The following is a 16,514-nucleotide window of genomic DNA, read 5'->3' on the forward strand; positions in this document are numbered from 1 at the left end:
AAGGGGGCCGCCGGCTTGCCCACGGACGTCGAGCACCTGCTGCGTACCGAGGCGCCGCAGGTGCTCGGCGCGCTGGTGCGGCGCTTCGGTCACTTCGACGTGGCCGAGGACGCGGTGCAGGAGGCACTGCTCGCCGCGAGCCGGGCGTGGCCGGTCGACGGCGTGCCGGAGAACCCGCGCAGCTGGCTGATCCGGATCGGCTACCGGCGGATGGTCGACCTGCTCCGCTCCGAGGGGGCCCGGCGCCGACGCGAGCGGGAAGCCGGAACAGCCGAACTGGCCATGCGGGAACCCGCCCGGCTGGCCTCCCCTCCGCCGGAGACCGACGACAGCCTCACCCTGCTGCTGCTCTGCTGCCATCCGGCGCTGAGCAGCAGCTCCCAGGTGGCGCTCACGCTGCGCGCGGTGGGGGGTCTGACGACCGCCGAGATCGCACACGCCCACGGGACGACCGAGGGCACCATGGGCACCCGGATCAGCCGCGCCAAACAGCAACTGGCCCGTGCCGGCGCCCGCTTCACCCCGCCGACCGACGCCGACCGGCACGACCGGGTGACCGCGGTGACGCGGGTTCTCTACCTGATCTTCAACGAGGGCTACACGGCCTCCGCCGGGGCCGAACTCGCCCGCGTGGACCTGACCCGCGAGGCGATCCGGCTGGCCCGGATGCTCCACGCCAGCCTGCCTGACGACGCCGAGGTCGCCGGCCTGCTCGCGCTGATGCTGCTCACCGAGTCGCGGCGCGCGGCCCGCACCGGTCGTGACGACGAGCTGGTGCCGCTGGACGAGCAGGACCGGACCCGGTGGAACCCCGACCTCATCCGGGAGGGCACCGCGCTGATCGACAGCGTCTGGAACCGGCGTGAGGTGGGCCCCTACCAGTTGCAGGCGGCGATCGCGGCCGTGCACGCCGACGCCGGGTCGCCGGAGAACACCGACTGGCCGCAGATCGCGGCGCTCTACCTGTGGCTCGAACGACTGCACCCCACCGCGCCGGTACGGCTGAGCCGGGTGGTCGCGGTGGCCCGGGCCTACGGGCCGGCCCGGGGGCTGGCCCTGCTCGACGACCTCAACCGGCGCTTCGGGCTCGACCGGGAACCGCTGACCCGGCAACGGGAACGCGCGGTGCGCGCCCACCTGCTCGAGACGACCGGCGACGCGCAAGGCGCGGCGACGCGGTACCGCGAGGCGGCCGCCCTGACGGCGAACCAGGTCGAGCGGCGGTACCTGCTCCACCGCGCCGACCGCCTCGACTGACGATCGAGCGGGGCCGCGGCGGATGCGGCATGATCGCGGGCATGACCGTGCCCGCCGGGGAGGCCGTCGCGAGCCCGCTGCGGGTCCGCGACCTGGTGCCGGACTTCCTGGCGTACGCGAGCCGCGCCGCGCACGTCCCCCGGCAGCGGTGGGCGGAGCTGTGGCGGACGCACTACCTGGCACCCCACCGCGACCTGTACGCGGCGCTGGACCGCCGGGGCGACTGGTCCGGGGTGGACGACCTCGAAGGTGTCCTGGAGCGGCTGCACGGGCGGGAGGCGGTGTTCGCCGCGCGCGCGGAGCGGCTCGCCGCGTTGCTCCCCGCCACCGTCGCCGGGGTGGGTCGGGCGATGGGCTGGCCCGGCGACGGGGATCCGCTCGACTGCGTCCTGCTGGTCGGGCTGGAACAGGCCAACGGCTGGGCCGACGAGTTCCGGGGCCGCTTCGCCCTGTTCCTCGCCGTCGAGCGGCTCGGCGAGCCGGAGCACGACGAGCTGCTGGTCCGGCACGAGGTGGCGCACGTGGTGCACGACCGGCTGGCCCGCATCCGGGACTGGCCGGAGCACGGGGTCGCCCACGCGCTGCTCACCGAGGGGCTGGCCACCCAGGTGACGGCCGAGCTGGACCCGCGACGGCCGGACGACGAGTACCTCTGGATGGGCGCCACCCACCGGCGGTGGCTCGCCGACTGCCGGCGTCGCTGGCCGGAGATCCTGCACCGGATCGCCGCCGACGTGGACGCCACCGACCTCGACCGGTACGCCGCCTGGTTCCTCATGCGCGACAGCGCCCACCGGGGCGACCTGCCGCGCCGCTGCGGCTACCTCGTCGGCCTGGAACTGGTCCGGCTCCTGCGCGAGCGCCACCCGCTGCACGAGATCGCCGCCTGGGACCTCGACCGGGGGCGCGACGAGGTGCGACGGGGTCTGCGCGCCCTGCGCGCGGCGACCTGAACCAGCACCCGGGGCCGCGAGCGCGGGATTGGCCATCCCGGTACGCGGCGCGGGTGGCTAGCGTCGGTGAGGTGGAGATCGCAGAGGCGCAGAAGTTGTGGCAGCCGCAGCCGGGTTGGCTGAACACCGCCAGCTTCGGGCTCCCGCCCGATCCGGTGTGGGACGCGGTGCAGGAGGCGTTGACCGACTGGCGGGCCGGGCGCACGTCGTGGGAGGGCTGGGGCCAGGCCACCGAGCGGTCGCGGGCCGCCTTCGCCGGCCTGGTCGGGGTGCCGGTCGCCGACGTCGCGGTCGGCAGCACGGTCTCGCAGCTGCTGGCCCCGGTCGCCGCCGCCCTGCCCGCCGGCGCGACCGTCGTGGTGCCGGAGGTCGAGTTCACCTCCAACCTCTTCCCGTGGCTGGTGCAGGTCGAGCGGGGCGTGCGGGTGCGCACCGTGCCGCTGGCCGGGCTCGTCGACGCGATCGACGCCGACACCGACCTGGTCGCGTTCAGCCTGGTGCAGTCGGCCGACGGCGCGATCGCCCCGTACGCCGAGGTGGTCGCGGCGGCCCGGGCGCACGGCGCGTTCGTCGCGGTCGACGCCACCCAGGCGTGCGGCTGGCTGCCGTTCGACGCGAGCCTCGCCGACCTGGTCGCGGTCGGCGCGTACAAGTGGCTGATGGCCCCGCGCGGCTCCGCGTTCGCCTACCTGGCGCCCGCGCTGCGGGAGCGGCTGCGCCCCGACGCCGCCGGCTGGTACGCGGGGGACGACCCGCACGCCTCCTACTACGGCCCGCCGCTGCGCCTGGCCGGCGACGCGCGCCGGTTCGACATCTCGCCGGCGTGGTTCAGCTGGGTCGGCACGGCCCCCGCACTGGAACTGCTCGCCGAGATCGGCGTGCCGGCCGTGCGCGCGCACGACGTCGCCCTGGCCAACCGGTTCCTCGCCGGGCTGGGCCGGCCGCCGGGGGAGAGCGCGATCGTCGCGGTGGAGGTGCCGGGCGCGGCGGAGCGGCTGGAGCGGGCCGGCGTCCGGGCGGCGGTCCGTGCCGGCCGGGTGCGGGCGTCCTTCCACGTCTATTCCACGGCGGCCGACGTCGACCTCGCCCTGGACGCGCTCACCGGCTGAAGCCGGGGCGCGGCCAAGGGCGGGGTCGACGCCGGCCGACCGTCACTTGGCGCCGGTGACGATTCCGGGGTTGATGCAGAGGCCGGGGTTGCTGCCGTTGCGCTCGGCGATCTCCAGGCACCGCGACACCTTGTCGACCTTCGCGTTGGTCTCGGTGATCTGCTTCTGGATGGCGGCGTTCTTCCGGTCCTGCTCCAGGTTGCGGGTCTGGGCGAGCTTGTCCTGGAAGGCCTTGATGTTGCCCTCGGTCTTGTCGTCGTGGTTGACCCGGGTGATCGTCACCGACAGGATGTCGACGTCGCTGGCGAGCCGCGACTCGGCGCTGGTCTTGATGCTCTCGGCGAAGGGCTTCAGGTCCACGTTCAGGCTGCCGGTGTTCGAGTCGATCTTCTCCAGCGGGTTGTAGGTGGCGAAGGCGTCGTTGACGGCGCTGTCGAGCTGCACGCCCACCCGCTGGCCCCGGAAGCTGTCGAAGTCGCCCTTGTAGTCCATGAACTGCTTGGGCGCGTTCTCCGGCTTGACCTGCCACTCGACGAGCACCTCGACGCAGGCGTCGGCGAGGGTGCCGGTGCGGACCCGGACGCAGTGGTCGCCGCCGATGTGGTCGTACTTCTGCCGGCCGGCGTCCCACTCGCCGACCTTCTGCCAGGGTGCCACCCACTTCAGACCGGAGCCGGTGACCTTCCCCGTCGGCTTGCCGAAGCTGGTGACGATGCCGACCGAACGGATCGGCACGGAGTGGGCGCTGGAACCGATGGTGAACACGACCGCGCCGACGAGGCAGGCGACCGCAGCCAGGGTGGCGGTCCCCTTCGTCGACGCCTTCGAGGCGGCGAGCGCCAGCAGGCCGGAGATCGCCAGGCCGACGGCGAAGATGATCGCAACAGTGAAGCCGAAGGGCATTTCGCTCGGCACCTTTCGCGGGTGGGGGCCATCACCCTAGGAGCACCGGTCAAGGCGAAGCGCAGGTGGGGCGCGGCCGTGGCGCGCCCACATGACGTGGTACGCCGTGGCTCGACAGTCACCGCCGTCGATGCTGGCGGGCGTGGTGGCCGGGCGGCGGGGTGGAGTTTCCGCACGGTCGGGCGACCCGGAATGTGGCTGCCATCGACATAGTTCGACATCGCAGCGCCGCCGTAGGTTTCCAGCACACGACGGCCATGTGACCCCGGTCACCGATTCGGTCGTCGCCGGACCTACGAAGGAGTAGGCGATGGCCGGGCAAGCGCTCCTGTCGGCCCGCGGGCTGACCCGTGACTTCCGGGGTTTCCGGGCGGTCGACGGGGTCGACCTCGACATCGCGGCGGACAGCGTCCACGCGCTCGTCGGCCCGAACGGCGCCGGGAAGACCACCCTGTTCAACCTGCTCACCGGCTTCCTGCGGCCCAGCGGCGGGCGCATCGAGCTGGCCGGCCGCGACGTGACCGGGCTGCCCCCCGAGCGGGTCGCCCGGCTCGGCGTGGCCCGGTCGTTCCAGATCACCAGCCTCTTCCCGCAGCTCTCCGCGCGGGAGCACGTCGAGCTGGCGTTGCAGAGCCCGAGCGGGCTGGGCTGGCGGTTCTGGCGCTCGGCGAAGCTGATGCGCCGCTACACCGACCGGGCCGGCGAGCTGCTCGACATGGTCGGGCTGGCCGAGCTGTCCGAGGCCCCCGCCGAGGCGCTGGCGTACGGGCGCAAGCGGGCGCTGGAGCTGGCCATCGCCCTCGCCCTGGACCCGAAGGTGCTGCTGCTCGACGAGCCGACCGCCGGGATGGGCCTGGAGGACGTCGACCGCACCGTCGAGCTGGTCTCGCGGGTCCGGCGGGGCCGGACGGTGGTGCTGGTCGAGCACAACATGAGCGTCGTCGGGCGGCTCGCCGACACCGTCACCGTCCTGCAGGCCGGCAAGGTCCTCGTCGAGGGCCCGTACGAGCAGGTGCGCGCCGACGAGCGCGTGATCACCGCCTACCTGGGAGCCGCCGATGCTGCGCATTGAGAACCTGTCCGCCTGGTACGGCGAGGCGCAGGTGCTGCGGGAGGTCAGCCTGGACGTCGCCGCCGGCGAGGTGGTCACCCTCGTCGGGCGCAACGGCGCCGGCAAGTCCACCCTGCTGCGCTGTGTGATGGGCCTGCACGCCGGCCAGCGCGGCCGGATCGAGCTGGACGGGCGGGACGTCGGGAGGCTGCCCGCGTACCGGCGGGCGCGGCTCGGGCTCGGCTGGGTCCCCGACGACCGGGGCAGCTACGCCACGCTGAGCGTGACGGAGAACCTCACCCTGCCGCCGACCGTCGGGCCCGACCCGTGGTCGCTGGAGCGCGTGTACGAGGCGTTCCCCGCCCTGCACCAGCGGCGGGACTCGGCCGCCACCATGCTCTCCGGCGGCGAGCAGCAGATGCTCGCGCTGGCCCGGGTGCTGCGGATGGGCGCCCGGCTGCTGCTCTGCGACGAACCGACCGAGGGACTCTCGCCGCTGCTCGTGCAGCAGGTCGGCGACCTCCTGCGCGAGGCCAAACGGCACGGGGTGACCGTGCTGCTGGTCGAACAGAACCTGCACTTCGCCACCGGCGTCGCCGACCGGCACTACCTGCTGGCCGAGGGACGCGTCGTGGAGGCGATGGACAACTCCGAGGTGCGCTCCCGGGAACGGGAGCTGCTGTCGTACCTCGGCATCTGAATTCCGATTCGACGACCCGCGCGGCGCGCGGGGTGGAGGGATGGGCATGCGTAGGACGGTGGGTGTGGCCGCCGCTTCGGCGGCGGCGATGGTGCTGGTCGCGGGCTGCGGCGGCGGTGGTCCCCAGTCGGGCGGCGACCAGAAGCTGACCGGGGGCAAGATCGTGCTGGGCGTGCTGAACGACCAGTCCGGCGCGTACTCCGAGCTGTCCGGCAAGAACTCGGTCAAGGCCGTGGAGATGGCCATCGCCGACTTCAAGGCGAAGCACGGCGACAAGGCGGTGACCGGCGACATCACCGTGGAGACCGCCGACCACCAGAACAAGCCGGACATCGCCAACAGCAAGGCCCAGGAGATGTACGACCGCCAGGGCGTCGACCTGATCCTCGACGTGCCCACCTCGTCGGCGGCGCTGCGGGTGGCCGACGTGGCGAAGGAGAAGAAGAAGCTCTACTTCAACATCGGCGCCGCGACCACCGACCTGACCGGCAAGAGCTGCAACAAGTACACGTTCCACTACGCGTACGACACCTACATGCTGGCCAACGGAACGGGCAAGGTCACCACCGAGCAGGTCGGCAAGAACTGGTACATCCTCTACCCGAACTACGCCTTCGGCCAGGACATGGAGAAGAGCTTCACCACCGCCATCACCGCCGCCGGCGGGCAGGTCGTCGGCAAGGACGGGGCGCCGTTCCCGAACACCAGCGGCGACTTCTCCACCTTCCTGCTCAAGGCGCCGACGCTCAACCCGAAGCCGCAGGTGCTCGGCACCATGCAGGCCGGCGCGGAGCTGGTCAACGTGGTCAAGCAGTACAACGAGTTCAAGCTGCGCGACAAGGGCGTCGGGCTGGCGGTCGGCCTGATGTTCATCACCGACATCCACTCGCTCACCCCGGCCGCGCTCGCCGGTACCACCTACACCGACGCCTGGTACTGGAACTCCGACCAGCAGAACCGCGAGTTCGCCGACCGGTTCCAGAAGGAGACCGGCACCCGGCCGTCCTTCGCGCACGCGGCCAACTACTCCGCCGCGACGCAGTACCTGGAGGCCGCGCAGGCCGCCGGCACCGACGACGCCGACGCGATCGTCAAGGAGCTGGAGGGCAAGGAGGTCAACGACGTCTTCCTGCGCAACGGCAAGTTCCGCGCCGAGGACCACCGGGTCATCCACGACGCCTACCTCGCCCAGGTGAAGCCGCAGTCCGAGGTCAGTGAGCCGTGGGACTACGTCAAGGTTCTCAAGACCATCCCCGCCGCCGAGGCGTTCCGCGCCCCGTCGGCGGACTGCAAGATGTGACCAGGGCATGACCAGCTTCCTGCAGAACACGTTCAACGGGTTGGTGAGCGGGGCGTTCTACGCCCTGCTCGCCCTCGGGCTCGCGGTCATCTTCGGGATGCTGCGGGTCGTGAACTTCGCCCACGGGGCGTTCTACATGTTCGGTGCGTTCGGCGCGTACGTCCTGCTCACCGAGGCGGGCGTGCCGTTCTGGGCGGCGTTGGTGATCATGCCGGTGGGGCTGGCCCTGGTCGGCATGGCCCTGGAACGGGCCTTCATCCACCGGCTCACCCGGCTCGACCCGCTCTACAACTTCCTGCTCACCTTCGGCCTGACGCTCATCCTCCAGGACCTGGTGAAGCTCCGCTACGGCGTGCAGTCCAGCCCGTACGAGACCCCGTCCGCGCTGAGCGGGTCGGTCGACTTCGGGCTCTTCGACTTCCCCACCTACCGCGTCTTCATCCTCGGCTTCGCGCTCGCCGTCTGCGCCGTCGTCTGGTGGGTGCTCACCCGCACCCGGATCGGCATGGTGGTCCGGGCGTCGACCGAGCGGCCCGAGCTGACCCGGGCGTTCGGCATCGACGTCGGGCGCTGGGTCACCCCGGTCTTCGGCTTCGGCATCGGCCTCGCCGGGCTGGCCGGGGTGCTGGCCGCGCCGATGCGGGCCGTGAACCCGCTGATGGGCGCCGACCTGATCATCGTGGTCTTCGCGGTGGTGGTGATCGGCGGGCTGGGCTCGATCTTCGGGTCCGTCGCCGCCGGCTTCGGCATCGGCCTGGTGCAGGCGTGGGGCGAGGCGTACCTGTCCGACTTCCCGATCGTGTCGCAGACGATCGTCTTCATCGTGATGGCCGTCGTGCTGCTCTGGCGCCCGGCCGGGCTGTTCGGCCGTGAGGAGGCACCGGCATGACGAGCACCGTCGACACCGAGACCGACGCCGGTCGCCCGGCGCCGAAGTCCGGGCTGGTCGCCGTGACCCGGGCCCCCGGCTGGGTCCGGTACGCGCTGCTCGCCGTCGGGCTGCTGGTGGCGTTCTGGCTGCCCAACGGGCTCTACCCGGCGGTGGCGGTGGACATCCTCTGCTGGGCGTTGTTCGCCGTCGCCGTGGACCTGCTGCTCGGCTTCACCGGGCTGATGTCCTTCGGGCACGCGGCCTTCTGGGGTGCCTCCGCGTACGTCACCGGGTTGACGGCCATCCACCTCGGCCTGCCGTTCCCGGCGGCCGTGCTGGCCGGGGCGCTCGCGGCGGCCGTGCTCGCGGTGCCGATCGGCTACCTGGCGGTGAAGCGGACGGGCATCTACTTCGCCATGGTCACCCTGGCGTTCGCGCAGATGGTCTACTACGTCGCCAACGAGTGGCGCTCGGTCACCCGCGGCGAGAACGGCCTCCAGGGCGTGCCCCGCGAGCTGTTCGGGCTGGACCTGACCGACGACTACTACTTCTACTACGCGATCCTGCCGATCGTGCTGCTCGGGCTGGCCGCCGCCTGGCGGATCGTGCACTCGCCCTTCGGGCGGGTGCTGGTCGGCATCCGCGACAACCCGGCCCGCGCCCGCGCGCTCGGCTACCCCGTGCACCGCTACAAGCTGACCGCGTTCGTGCTGTCGGGCTTCATCGCCGGGCTCGGCGGCGGGCTGTTCGCCGTCGGCCACCGCTTCGTCTCCCTCGACGTGCTGCACTGGACCACCTCCGGCAAGGCGGTCATCGTGGTGGTGCTCGGCGGCATCGGCACGCTCTGGGGCGGGGTGCTCGGCGCGGGCATCCTGGTCCGCCTGGAGGACTGGCTGTCGTTCTCCGGGTTCGAGGCGATCGGCCTGGTCACCGGCGGGATCTTCGTCCTCGTCGTCCTGGTGTTCCGGCGCGGCATCTGGGGCAGCGCCGCCGCCCTGGCGACGCGCTGGGCGGCATCCCGCCGCCGGTAGTCGCACCCGGGCGCATCCATCCGCGGCCCTCCCGACGTACCCCCGGGTAGTGAACGTCTACCCGGGGGTACGTCTGGTGCTGACAGATCCCATGCCGGTCGGGGCCGTCGAGACCGCGCGCAAGCAGTTGTCGCTGGCCGCCGAGGACCTCGACGCCAACCGGGTCGCCGCGCTCGTCGTCGAGGTGGCCGACGAGTGGGGCGCGGCGGCGCTGTGGGAACAGGTCTGCGTGCCGATGCTGGCCGCGCTGCCCGGGCACACCGCCATCGAGGTCGCCGTCGAGCACGCCCTCGCCGAGGGCCTCCGCGTCGGCCTGGACGTGTTCCGGCGCGTACCGGGCCGCCCGCTGCCCACCGGCGGCGTGCTGCTGGCCGGCGCGGAGCAGGAGACGCACTGCCTCGGCCTGCACGCGCTGGCCGCCGCGCTGCGCGAGCGGTCCCGGGGCAGCCTGCTGCTCGGGCCGGCGCTGCCGTGGACGGCGCTCGCCAGCGCCGCCCGTCGGGTCCGCCCGCGCATCGTCGTGGTCTGGGCGCAGACGCCGGTCACCGGGCGCGCGTACCGCCTGGTGCGCTTCGCCCGCGACTTCCCGGCGATCCGGGTGTACGGCGCCGGCCCGGGCTGGATCGAGCCGCTCGGCGCACCGGCGACCCGACTGTCCACGCTGCCCGCCGCCGTCACCGCCTGCGCCGCGCCGCCGTCCCCGCCTGTGCCGCGCCGCTCCTGCCTGCCCTGACGGAAACGTGGGGTCGACACCACGTCCCCGCCAGCGGGCCAGGCACCGTGTTCCTGGTGCTCGTGCTCGACCTTCGGACGGCGTCAGTGGCTGGGCACCACGTACTCGACCTCAACCAGATCTACGGGCTGAGCCAGCCACAGACTCCGCCCACCTGACGAACGGTAGGAGCGTCCGCTCTGGCTTCCCACCAGTCCGCCCGCGGCTTACGGCCGCCGTCCGCCGTCCGCCGTCCGCCTAACGCCTAGCGTGCGTTTCATAAGCGGGTTCAGGGCCACTCGTTGATCGCGGTGCCTGGGCGCACTACCTACGCTGGGCACGTGAACCTGCGACAGCGGAAGAAGCGCACGAAGCGACTGATGGAGGCAGTGCGACGCGAAGACGCCGCAGCCGTGAGCGCTCTCCTTCGCGCCGGTGCGGACCCCAACGTTCCCGACCGTGACCGCACCACTCCGCTGTATCAGGCATCCGTCAACGGCTCGGCTGAACTCGTGCGGGTACTCCTGGCAGCCGGCGCGGTACCCGACACCGAGAGCGGAGGTGACATGGAGGGAACGCCCCTATGCGCTGCCGCGGCCTGGGGATACAACACCGTCGTACACCTACTTCTCATCCACGGTGCAGACCCGAATCTGCGCGAAGGCCAAGGAACCGGCTACTCACCACTGGATTGGGCGCTACGCGGCGATCATTCACAGGCGGCCGGCCTACTCCTGGCCGCTGGCGCGAAGCGCGCTGCTCATACCGACGCTGACATCTGAAACACGACCTGGCCCTTTCGCCGATGGCCGGCGGTGGACGTGCCGCTGGCCGGCACCCCGTGTTCGGGTGCCGGCCAGCGATCCCCCTTGTGGTGGAAAGTCTGTGTCAGCTGTTCCAGTGCTCGGCCACCAGGTCGGCGGCCTGCTGCTCCCACTGGGCGTAGTGGTCCGGGTACGCCGACACCTGCACCGTCTGCGCGGCCTTCGTCAACGGCATGTCCTGCCACCCGTCGACCTGCTTCAGACCCTTCAGGAACGCCATGGTCGAGTACTCGGGGTCGGTGATCTGCTCGATCGTGCCCCACCCGCTGGACGGGCGCTGCTGGAACAGGCCCTGCGAGTCGTGGTCGTTGCGGTCACCGAGGTGACCCAGGTTCTCCAGCTTCGACTCCTGCAGTGCGGTGGCGATGGAGACCACGGCGGCGCGCTCGTCCATGCCGGCCTTCTTCGTCGCGGCGATGATGGCCTTGACGTTGGCGACCTGCTCGTCGGACAGGTCGATACGCGACTGGGCGCCCTGCACGCCGTGCGGGATCAGCTTGGCCTTGTCGACCGACGGCTTGTCGGCCTGCACGGCAACTGCCACCGGCGTCGACTCCACCGACGGGGCCGCATGCGCGGTCGCGGGACCGGCGAACACGCCACCGGCGAACGCGAGACCAGCGATACCGAGAACGCTCTTACGAATGATCGTGTTCATCAGAAACGCTCCATTCGGGGGTTGGCACCCACACCGAAGGGGGATCGGCTTCACGCGGGTGCAAGCACCGTCGGCGCTCATACGAACTCAAGGAGGCTCATGCGAACTCAAGGGGGCTCCGGCGAAACCTGGAGGGAATCTCCGACGATCAAGCCAGAGGAAAGACCAGAGAAAAGATCAGATCGGCCGTACCAGCCGGCTGTCCAACCCGTGCGGGCCGAAGAGCGGGGCCGGGCTGTCGTGCGGGGCGGGGGACGCGCCCTCACGTCGGCCGGACCATGTGTAACCACCGCCGGCCCGCCATCATTCCGGGGGCCCCGGGCCCGCCAACCCATCGGGGCGGCGTGACCTCGGCGGCGTGGCCTTACTCGGTCGTACGCGGGGTGTAACGACCCCACCCCGGCCACGATTCCGCCCCCACGATGCCCCCGGTCACACCCACGAACCGCACACCCGGCACCATCACGCCACCCACCGACGACCCACCCGCCCAAGCCGCACCGGACAGCACAAACGAACCCGGACACCGGTTCACAAACGGTTCCACGGGTCCACGGGTCACCCGGTCCGCTGGAGATCTTGGTAGAAGACACCCCCCTGGAGGGGCAGTTTCTCGCCAAGATCTCCGGGAGGAGCCGGACGGACGGACGCGAGATTAGGCACCGACGGGGGTGTGGCCCGCCGTGCCCGGCGCAGGGATCAAGCCTGACCGCCCGGAGCCGGGCACGGCGGGCAACACCCCCACCACGACGCACCGCCACGCCCGTAACGACCCAAGGCCCCAACCCGCCCAAGGCGCCACCCATCCCAAGGCCCCCGCCCTCAACCCACCCCCGAGCGCCGAAGCAGCACCCGGAAAGAGGACACGAGTGACCGCCGCCACATAAGATACGAACCGGTTCCGTATCGATAATCGCCCGCCTACGCTGACACCGCCGAATTACGAGTCTGGCCCGTATCGAAACGGGGTCCGGGGGGAGAACGCGAAGATGCCACCGCACGAGCACACGGGACACCCGAGGAGGTGGGCGATCCTCGGGGTGCTGGTGATCAGCCTGCTCGTGGTCGTCCTGGACAACACGATCCTCAACGTCGCGCTGCGGACCCTCGCCGACCCGGTGCACGGCCTCGGCGCGAGTCAGGCCGAGCTGGAGTGGTCGATCAACTCCTACACGCTGGTCTTCGCCGGCCTGCTGTTCACCTTGGGCGTGCTCGGTGACCGCGCCGGGCGTAAGCGCTTCCTGCTGATCGGCCTGGTGCTCTTCGGGCTGGCGTCGCTGCTGTCGGCGTACGCGCAGAGCCCCGCGCAACTCGTCGCGGCCCGCGCGCTGATGGGCGTGGGTGGCGCGGCCATCATGCCGGTCACGCTCTCGATCATCTCCAACGTCTTCGATCCCCGGGAGCGGGGCCGGGCGATCGGCGTCTGGGCCGGCGCGGTCGGCCTGGCCGTGGCCATCGGCCCGATCCTCGGCGGCGCGCTGCTGGAGCACTACTGGTGGGGCTCGGTCTTCCTGATCAACGTGCCGGTGGTGGCGCTCGGCGTGGTGCTGGTGGCGCTGCTCGTGCCGGAGTCGCGGGACCCGGATCCGGGCCGCGTCGACGTCGTCGGCGTGCTGCTGTCGGTGGTGGGGCTCGTCGCGTTGACCTACGGCATCATCGACGGCGGCGAGCACGGCTTCGGCCGCCCGCTGGTCTGGGTCGCGATCCTGGGCGGCCTGGCGGTGCTGGCCTGGTTCGTCGCGTACGAGCGGCGCAGCGACCACCCGTCGCTGGACGTGCGGCTGTTCCGGGTGCCGCGCTTCGCCGCGCCGGTGGCCATCGTCGGGCTGATCTTCTTCGCCGCGATGGGCGTCATGTTCTTCACCTCGTTCTACCTGCAACTGGTGCGCGGCTACAGCCCGCTGGAGACCGGCCTGCTCTTCCTGCCCTTCGCGGCGGCCCAGCTCATCTTCGCCCCGGCCAGCGCGGCGATGGTCCGCCGGTACGGCGGCAAGGCCGTCGCGGCGGTCGGGCTGGCGCTGACCGTGGTCGCGCTCGGCGCGTTCGCGTTCGTCGACGCGACCACCCCGATCTGGGTGGTGCTTGTCGTCTTCTTCCTCCAGGGCAGCGGGATGGCCAACATCATGCCGCCGGCCACGGAGTCCATCATGTCCGCGCTGCCCCGGGAGAAGGCCGGCGTCGGCTCGGCGGTCAGCAACACGGTCCGGCAGGTGGCCGGCGCGCTCGGTGTGGCGGTGCTCGGGTCGGTGCTCTCCGCGGTCTACCGCGCCGACGTCGACCCCGCCCTGCGGGACCTGCCCGCCGGGGCGCGCGAGGCGGCCGGCGAGTCCATCTCCGGCGCGTACGCCGCGGCGGGTCAGCTCGGGCCGGCGGCGCCGCAGCTGATCGCGGTCGCCGACGACGCCTTCCTGGCCGCGATGCACTGGGCGGCGGGTCTCGCTGCCGCGATCGCCGCGCTCGGCATCCTCGTGGTGCTGCGCTGGATGCCCGGCCGCCCCGCGGAGGCGGCGGGGAGGCCGGCACCGGTGGGGGAACCCGAGTTGGCCGGGACCGCCTAGCTTCGGGAACAATGTCCGACATGACTTCCACCGCCGACGCTCCTCGGCCGCCCGGGCGGCCGAGGAGCGTCCGCGCGGACGAGGCGATCGTCGAGGCCGCCCTCGACCTGCTCGCCGACGGCAGCACGATCGAGGCGATCTCGATCGAGGCGATCGCCGCCCGCGCCGGGGTCGGCAAGGCCACCATCTACCGCCGCTGGCCGGGCAAGGACGCGCTGCTGCGCGACGCCCTGCGTACGCTCAAGGGCACCCCGCCGGAGCCCGCCGGCCACTCGGTCCGCGACGACCTGATCCTGCTGGTCGGCGCGGTCGGCAACCACATCGACCCGCGGGCGGCGCGGATCATGCCCTGCCTGGTGCCGGAGGTCAACCGCAGCCCCGAGCAGTACCAGCTCTACCAGAACATCATCGAGCCGCGGCGGGAGATGATGCGCGAGGTGCTGCGGCGCGGGATGCGTTCCGGCGAGCTGCGCGCGGATCTCGACGTCGAGGTGGTCATGGCGATGCTGACCGGCCCGATGCTGGTGCAGCGCGTCATGCGCTGGCACCCCGACCTCGACGAGGCGACCTTGCCGCAGCGCATCGTCGACGGCGTCCTGGACGGCATCCGCGCCCGCTGACCGTGAGGCCGGCGGTCAGGGCGGCGGGGGCTCGGCCGTCAGGCGGCGGGCGTACGCAGGCGGTGCAGGCGCAGGGCCAGCTGCACCTCCAGCGCCCGCTCCGGCTTCTGCCAGTCCGCGCCGAGCAGCTGCCCGACCCGCTCCAGCCGCTGGGTGACCGTGTTGACGTGCACGTGCAGCAGCTCGGCGGCCCGGGCGAGGCTGCCGCCCACCCCGAAGTACGCCTCCAGGGTCCGCACCAGCGCGGTGCCCCGCCGGGCGTCGTAGTCGACGACCGGCCCGACGGTGGCGGTCAGGAACCGGTTGACGTCCTTGTCGCCCCCGTCGCCGACCGCGCCCAGCAGCAGCCCGACGAAGCCCAGCTCGGCCGTGCTCGCCCCCTGCCCCGAGCGGCCCAACGCGCCCAGTGCGGTCAGGCACCGCTCCGCCTCGGCGAACGTCGCGGCCAGCGACGCCGGCCCCGTCGACGGGCCGCTCGACCCGGCGGTCACCGGCCGACCGGTCACCCGGGACAGGTCCCGGGCCACCGCCCGGGCGCTGCCGCCCGCGTCCTGCCCGGGCAGCATCAGCACCACCCGACCGTCGCGGGCGGCCGCCAGCCCGCCCCGGGTCGAGGCGTACGTGGTGGCCCAGGAGAGCACCCGCTGCCGGGCCGAGCCGGTGGCGGCGATGGCGTCGTCGCCGACCGCCACGAGCACGTGCGGGGCGTCCAGGTCCACCCCGAGCCGACGGGCCCGGCTGCGCAGCGCGTCCGTGTCCCGCAGCGGCCGGGCGATCAGGTCGTCGAGCAGCTCGCCCCGGACCCGCCCCTCCGCCTCGGCGACGGTACGCCGGAACAACAGCAGCAGCGCCGTCACCAGCGACGCCCGCTCCAGGATCCGCTGGTCGGCGTCGACCAGCTCGTCGTCGGGGCGCAGCACCAGCGCGCCCATGTTCTCCGCCCCGGCCACCACGGCGGCGTACCAGAGCCGGCCCCGGCGCACGCTGCGGCCCTCCGTACGCGACGCGGCCACCGCCTCCACCATGTCCGCCCGGTCCGGCTCCTCGATCTCGCCGACCCGGGCGAGCAGCCGGCCCTCCGCGTCGAGCGCCAGCAGCGCCCCGCCGAGCACGTCGGTGACCGCCGCGGCGACGTCCTCCACGCCGCCGCCGCGCAGCACCAGCGCGGTCATCCGGTCGTGCGCCGCCGCGGCCCGCTCGACGGAGCTGCTGTGCGCCCGGATGGTGGTGTTGGCCGTCGACAGCTCCTCCAGCGCCGCCTGCGTCTCCGCGAGCAGCCGCGCGGTGTCGATCGCCACCGCCGCGTGCGCGGCGAGGGAGACCAGCAGCGCCACCTCCTCCCGGACGAACGGCCGGGCCGAGCGGTTGGCCGCGTAGAGCACCCCGATCGAGGTCGAGCCGAGCCGCAGCGGCACCCCGAGGATGGCCACCAGGCCCTCCTCGCCCACGCCGGCGTCGATCTCGCCGGTGTGGTGGAAGCGGTCGTCCTCCGGGTAGTTCGCGGTGACGTACGGGGCGCCGGACTGGGCCACCAGGCCGCCGAGGCCCGCGCCCATCGGCAGGCGCAGCTGCTGGAAGCGGGCGGAAACCGAACCGTCGGTGACCCGCATGTACGTGTCGCCGCGCTCCTCGTCGTCGAGGGTCATGTAGGCCACGTCCGCGCCGAGCAGGTTGCGCGCCCGGTGCACGATCGCGCGCAGCACGTCGTCCAGGTCGCGCAGCCCGGCCAGGTCGCTGACCGTGTCGTACAGCCCGGAGAGCTCGACCTCCCGGCGGCGGCGGCGTTCCAGCAGCGCGCGGACCCGCAGCGCCACCGTCTTGGCCTGCTCCAGCTCGGCGAGCCGCGCGGGCGGCAGCCCGGCGGCGCGCGCGGCGATGAGCGGCCCCTCGAACTCCACCGCGGCGGCCTCGCGGGCGAGCAGTTCCAGGAACTCCACCGGTGACGACATGACCGACATTGTGCGGCT

General features: G+C 72.6%; 15 protein-coding genes. 12 read left to right on the forward strand and 3 right to left on the reverse strand.

The window, feature by feature from the left end; genetic code table 11:
• Positions 1-15: 15 nt before the first annotated feature.
• The 3 genes from OG989_RS17925 to OG989_RS17935 all read left to right on the forward strand — a co-directional run bounded on the left by OG989_RS17925 (position 16) and on the right by OG989_RS17935 (position 3,319).
• Complete coding sequence (locus OG989_RS17925; RefSeq protein ID WP_327027695.1) at positions 16-1,257, forward strand: RNA polymerase sigma factor; 1,242 nt, start codon at positions 16-18, stop codon at positions 1,255-1,257.
• Between the two features lie 41 nt (positions 1,258-1,298).
• Complete coding sequence (locus OG989_RS17930; protein ID WP_327027696.1) at positions 1,299-2,210, forward strand: hypothetical protein; 912 nt, start codon at positions 1,299-1,301, stop codon at positions 2,208-2,210.
• A 71-nt stretch (positions 2,211-2,281) separates the two neighbouring features.
• On the forward strand, positions 2,282-3,319 hold the full coding sequence (locus OG989_RS17935; RefSeq protein WP_151455609.1) for an aminotransferase class V-fold PLP-dependent enzyme: 1,038 nt from the start codon (positions 2,282-2,284) through the stop codon (positions 3,317-3,319).
• A gap of 42 nt (positions 3,320-3,361) precedes the next feature.
• On the opposite strand, the gene OG989_RS17940 is transcribed toward OG989_RS17935, so the two are convergent.
• Positions 3,362-4,222, reverse strand: coding sequence for an SPFH domain-containing protein (locus OG989_RS17940; RefSeq protein ID WP_151455608.1), 861 nt, complete (start codon positions 4,220-4,222; stop codon positions 3,362-3,364).
• Between the two features lie 310 nt (positions 4,223-4,532).
• Between OG989_RS17940 and OG989_RS17945 the strand changes: the two genes are divergently transcribed.
• From OG989_RS17945 to OG989_RS17975, 7 genes are all read left to right on the forward strand, one after another.
• The gene (locus OG989_RS17945; RefSeq protein WP_151455607.1) at positions 4,533-5,294 is read left to right on the forward strand and encodes an ABC transporter ATP-binding protein; all 762 of its coding nucleotides are present in this window, start codon (positions 4,533-4,535) and stop codon (positions 5,292-5,294) included.
• Positions 5,281-5,973, forward strand: coding sequence for an ABC transporter ATP-binding protein (locus OG989_RS17950; protein WP_327027698.1), 693 nt, complete (start codon positions 5,281-5,283; stop codon positions 5,971-5,973). The genes OG989_RS17945 and OG989_RS17950 overlap by 14 nt, the downstream gene beginning before the upstream one ends.
• 40 nt (positions 5,974-6,013) lie before the next feature.
• Positions 6,014-7,273, forward strand: a complete 1,260-nt coding sequence (locus OG989_RS17955; RefSeq protein WP_151455605.1) for an ABC transporter substrate-binding protein — start codon at positions 6,014-6,016, stop codon at positions 7,271-7,273.
• Between the two features lie 7 nt (positions 7,274-7,280).
• Complete coding sequence (locus OG989_RS17960) at positions 7,281-8,162, forward strand: branched-chain amino acid ABC transporter permease (RefSeq protein ID WP_151455604.1); 882 nt, start codon at positions 7,281-7,283, stop codon at positions 8,160-8,162.
• Complete coding sequence (locus OG989_RS17965; protein ID WP_327027699.1) at positions 8,159-9,175, forward strand: branched-chain amino acid ABC transporter permease; 1,017 nt, start codon at positions 8,159-8,161, stop codon at positions 9,173-9,175. Before OG989_RS17960 ends, OG989_RS17965 begins: the two co-directional genes overlap by 4 nt.
• A 76-nt stretch (positions 9,176-9,251) precedes the next feature.
• Positions 9,252-9,908 (forward strand): transcriptional regulator, encoded by a 657-nt coding sequence (locus OG989_RS17970; protein ID WP_327027701.1) that lies wholly within the window; start codon positions 9,252-9,254, stop codon positions 9,906-9,908.
• A 320-nt stretch (positions 9,909-10,228) separates the two neighbouring features.
• Entirely contained in the window at positions 10,229-10,669 is a 441-nt protein-coding gene (locus OG989_RS17975; RefSeq protein WP_327027703.1) for an ankyrin repeat domain-containing protein, read from the forward strand.
• A gap of 106 nt (positions 10,670-10,775) precedes the next feature.
• Here OG989_RS17975 and OG989_RS17980 read toward each other — a convergent pair whose 3' ends face one another.
• Positions 10,776-11,369, reverse strand: a complete 594-nt coding sequence (locus OG989_RS17980; protein WP_327027705.1) for a hypothetical protein — start codon at positions 11,367-11,369, stop codon at positions 10,776-10,778.
• A 989-nt stretch (positions 11,370-12,358) separates the two neighbouring features.
• On the opposite strand from OG989_RS17980, the gene OG989_RS17985 reads away from it, so the two are divergent.
• Together OG989_RS17985 and OG989_RS17990 are read left to right on the forward strand one after the other, a co-directional pair.
• A complete protein-coding gene (locus OG989_RS17985) occupies positions 12,359-13,927 on the forward strand; it encodes an MFS transporter (protein WP_327027707.1) in 1,569 nt (522 codons plus the stop codon).
• Between the two features lie 11 nt (positions 13,928-13,938).
• Complete coding sequence (locus tag OG989_RS17990) at positions 13,939-14,547, forward strand: TetR/AcrR family transcriptional regulator (protein ID WP_327027709.1); 609 nt, start codon at positions 13,939-13,941, stop codon at positions 14,545-14,547.
• A gap of 38 nt (positions 14,548-14,585) precedes the next feature.
• Here the strand turns inward: OG989_RS17990 and OG989_RS17995 are convergent, their stop codons facing one another.
• Positions 14,586-16,505 carry a helix-turn-helix domain-containing protein gene (locus OG989_RS17995; protein ID WP_151456913.1) on the reverse strand — a complete coding sequence of 640 codons (1,920 nt, stop codon included), beginning with the start codon at positions 16,503-16,505 and terminating at the stop codon, positions 14,586-14,588.
• Positions 16,506-16,514 lie beyond the last annotated feature (9 nt).

The organism is Micromonospora sp. NBC_01740 (genome assembly GCF_035920365.1).
Lineage (GTDB): Bacteria > Actinomycetota > Actinomycetes > Mycobacteriales > Micromonosporaceae > Micromonospora > Micromonospora reichwaldensis.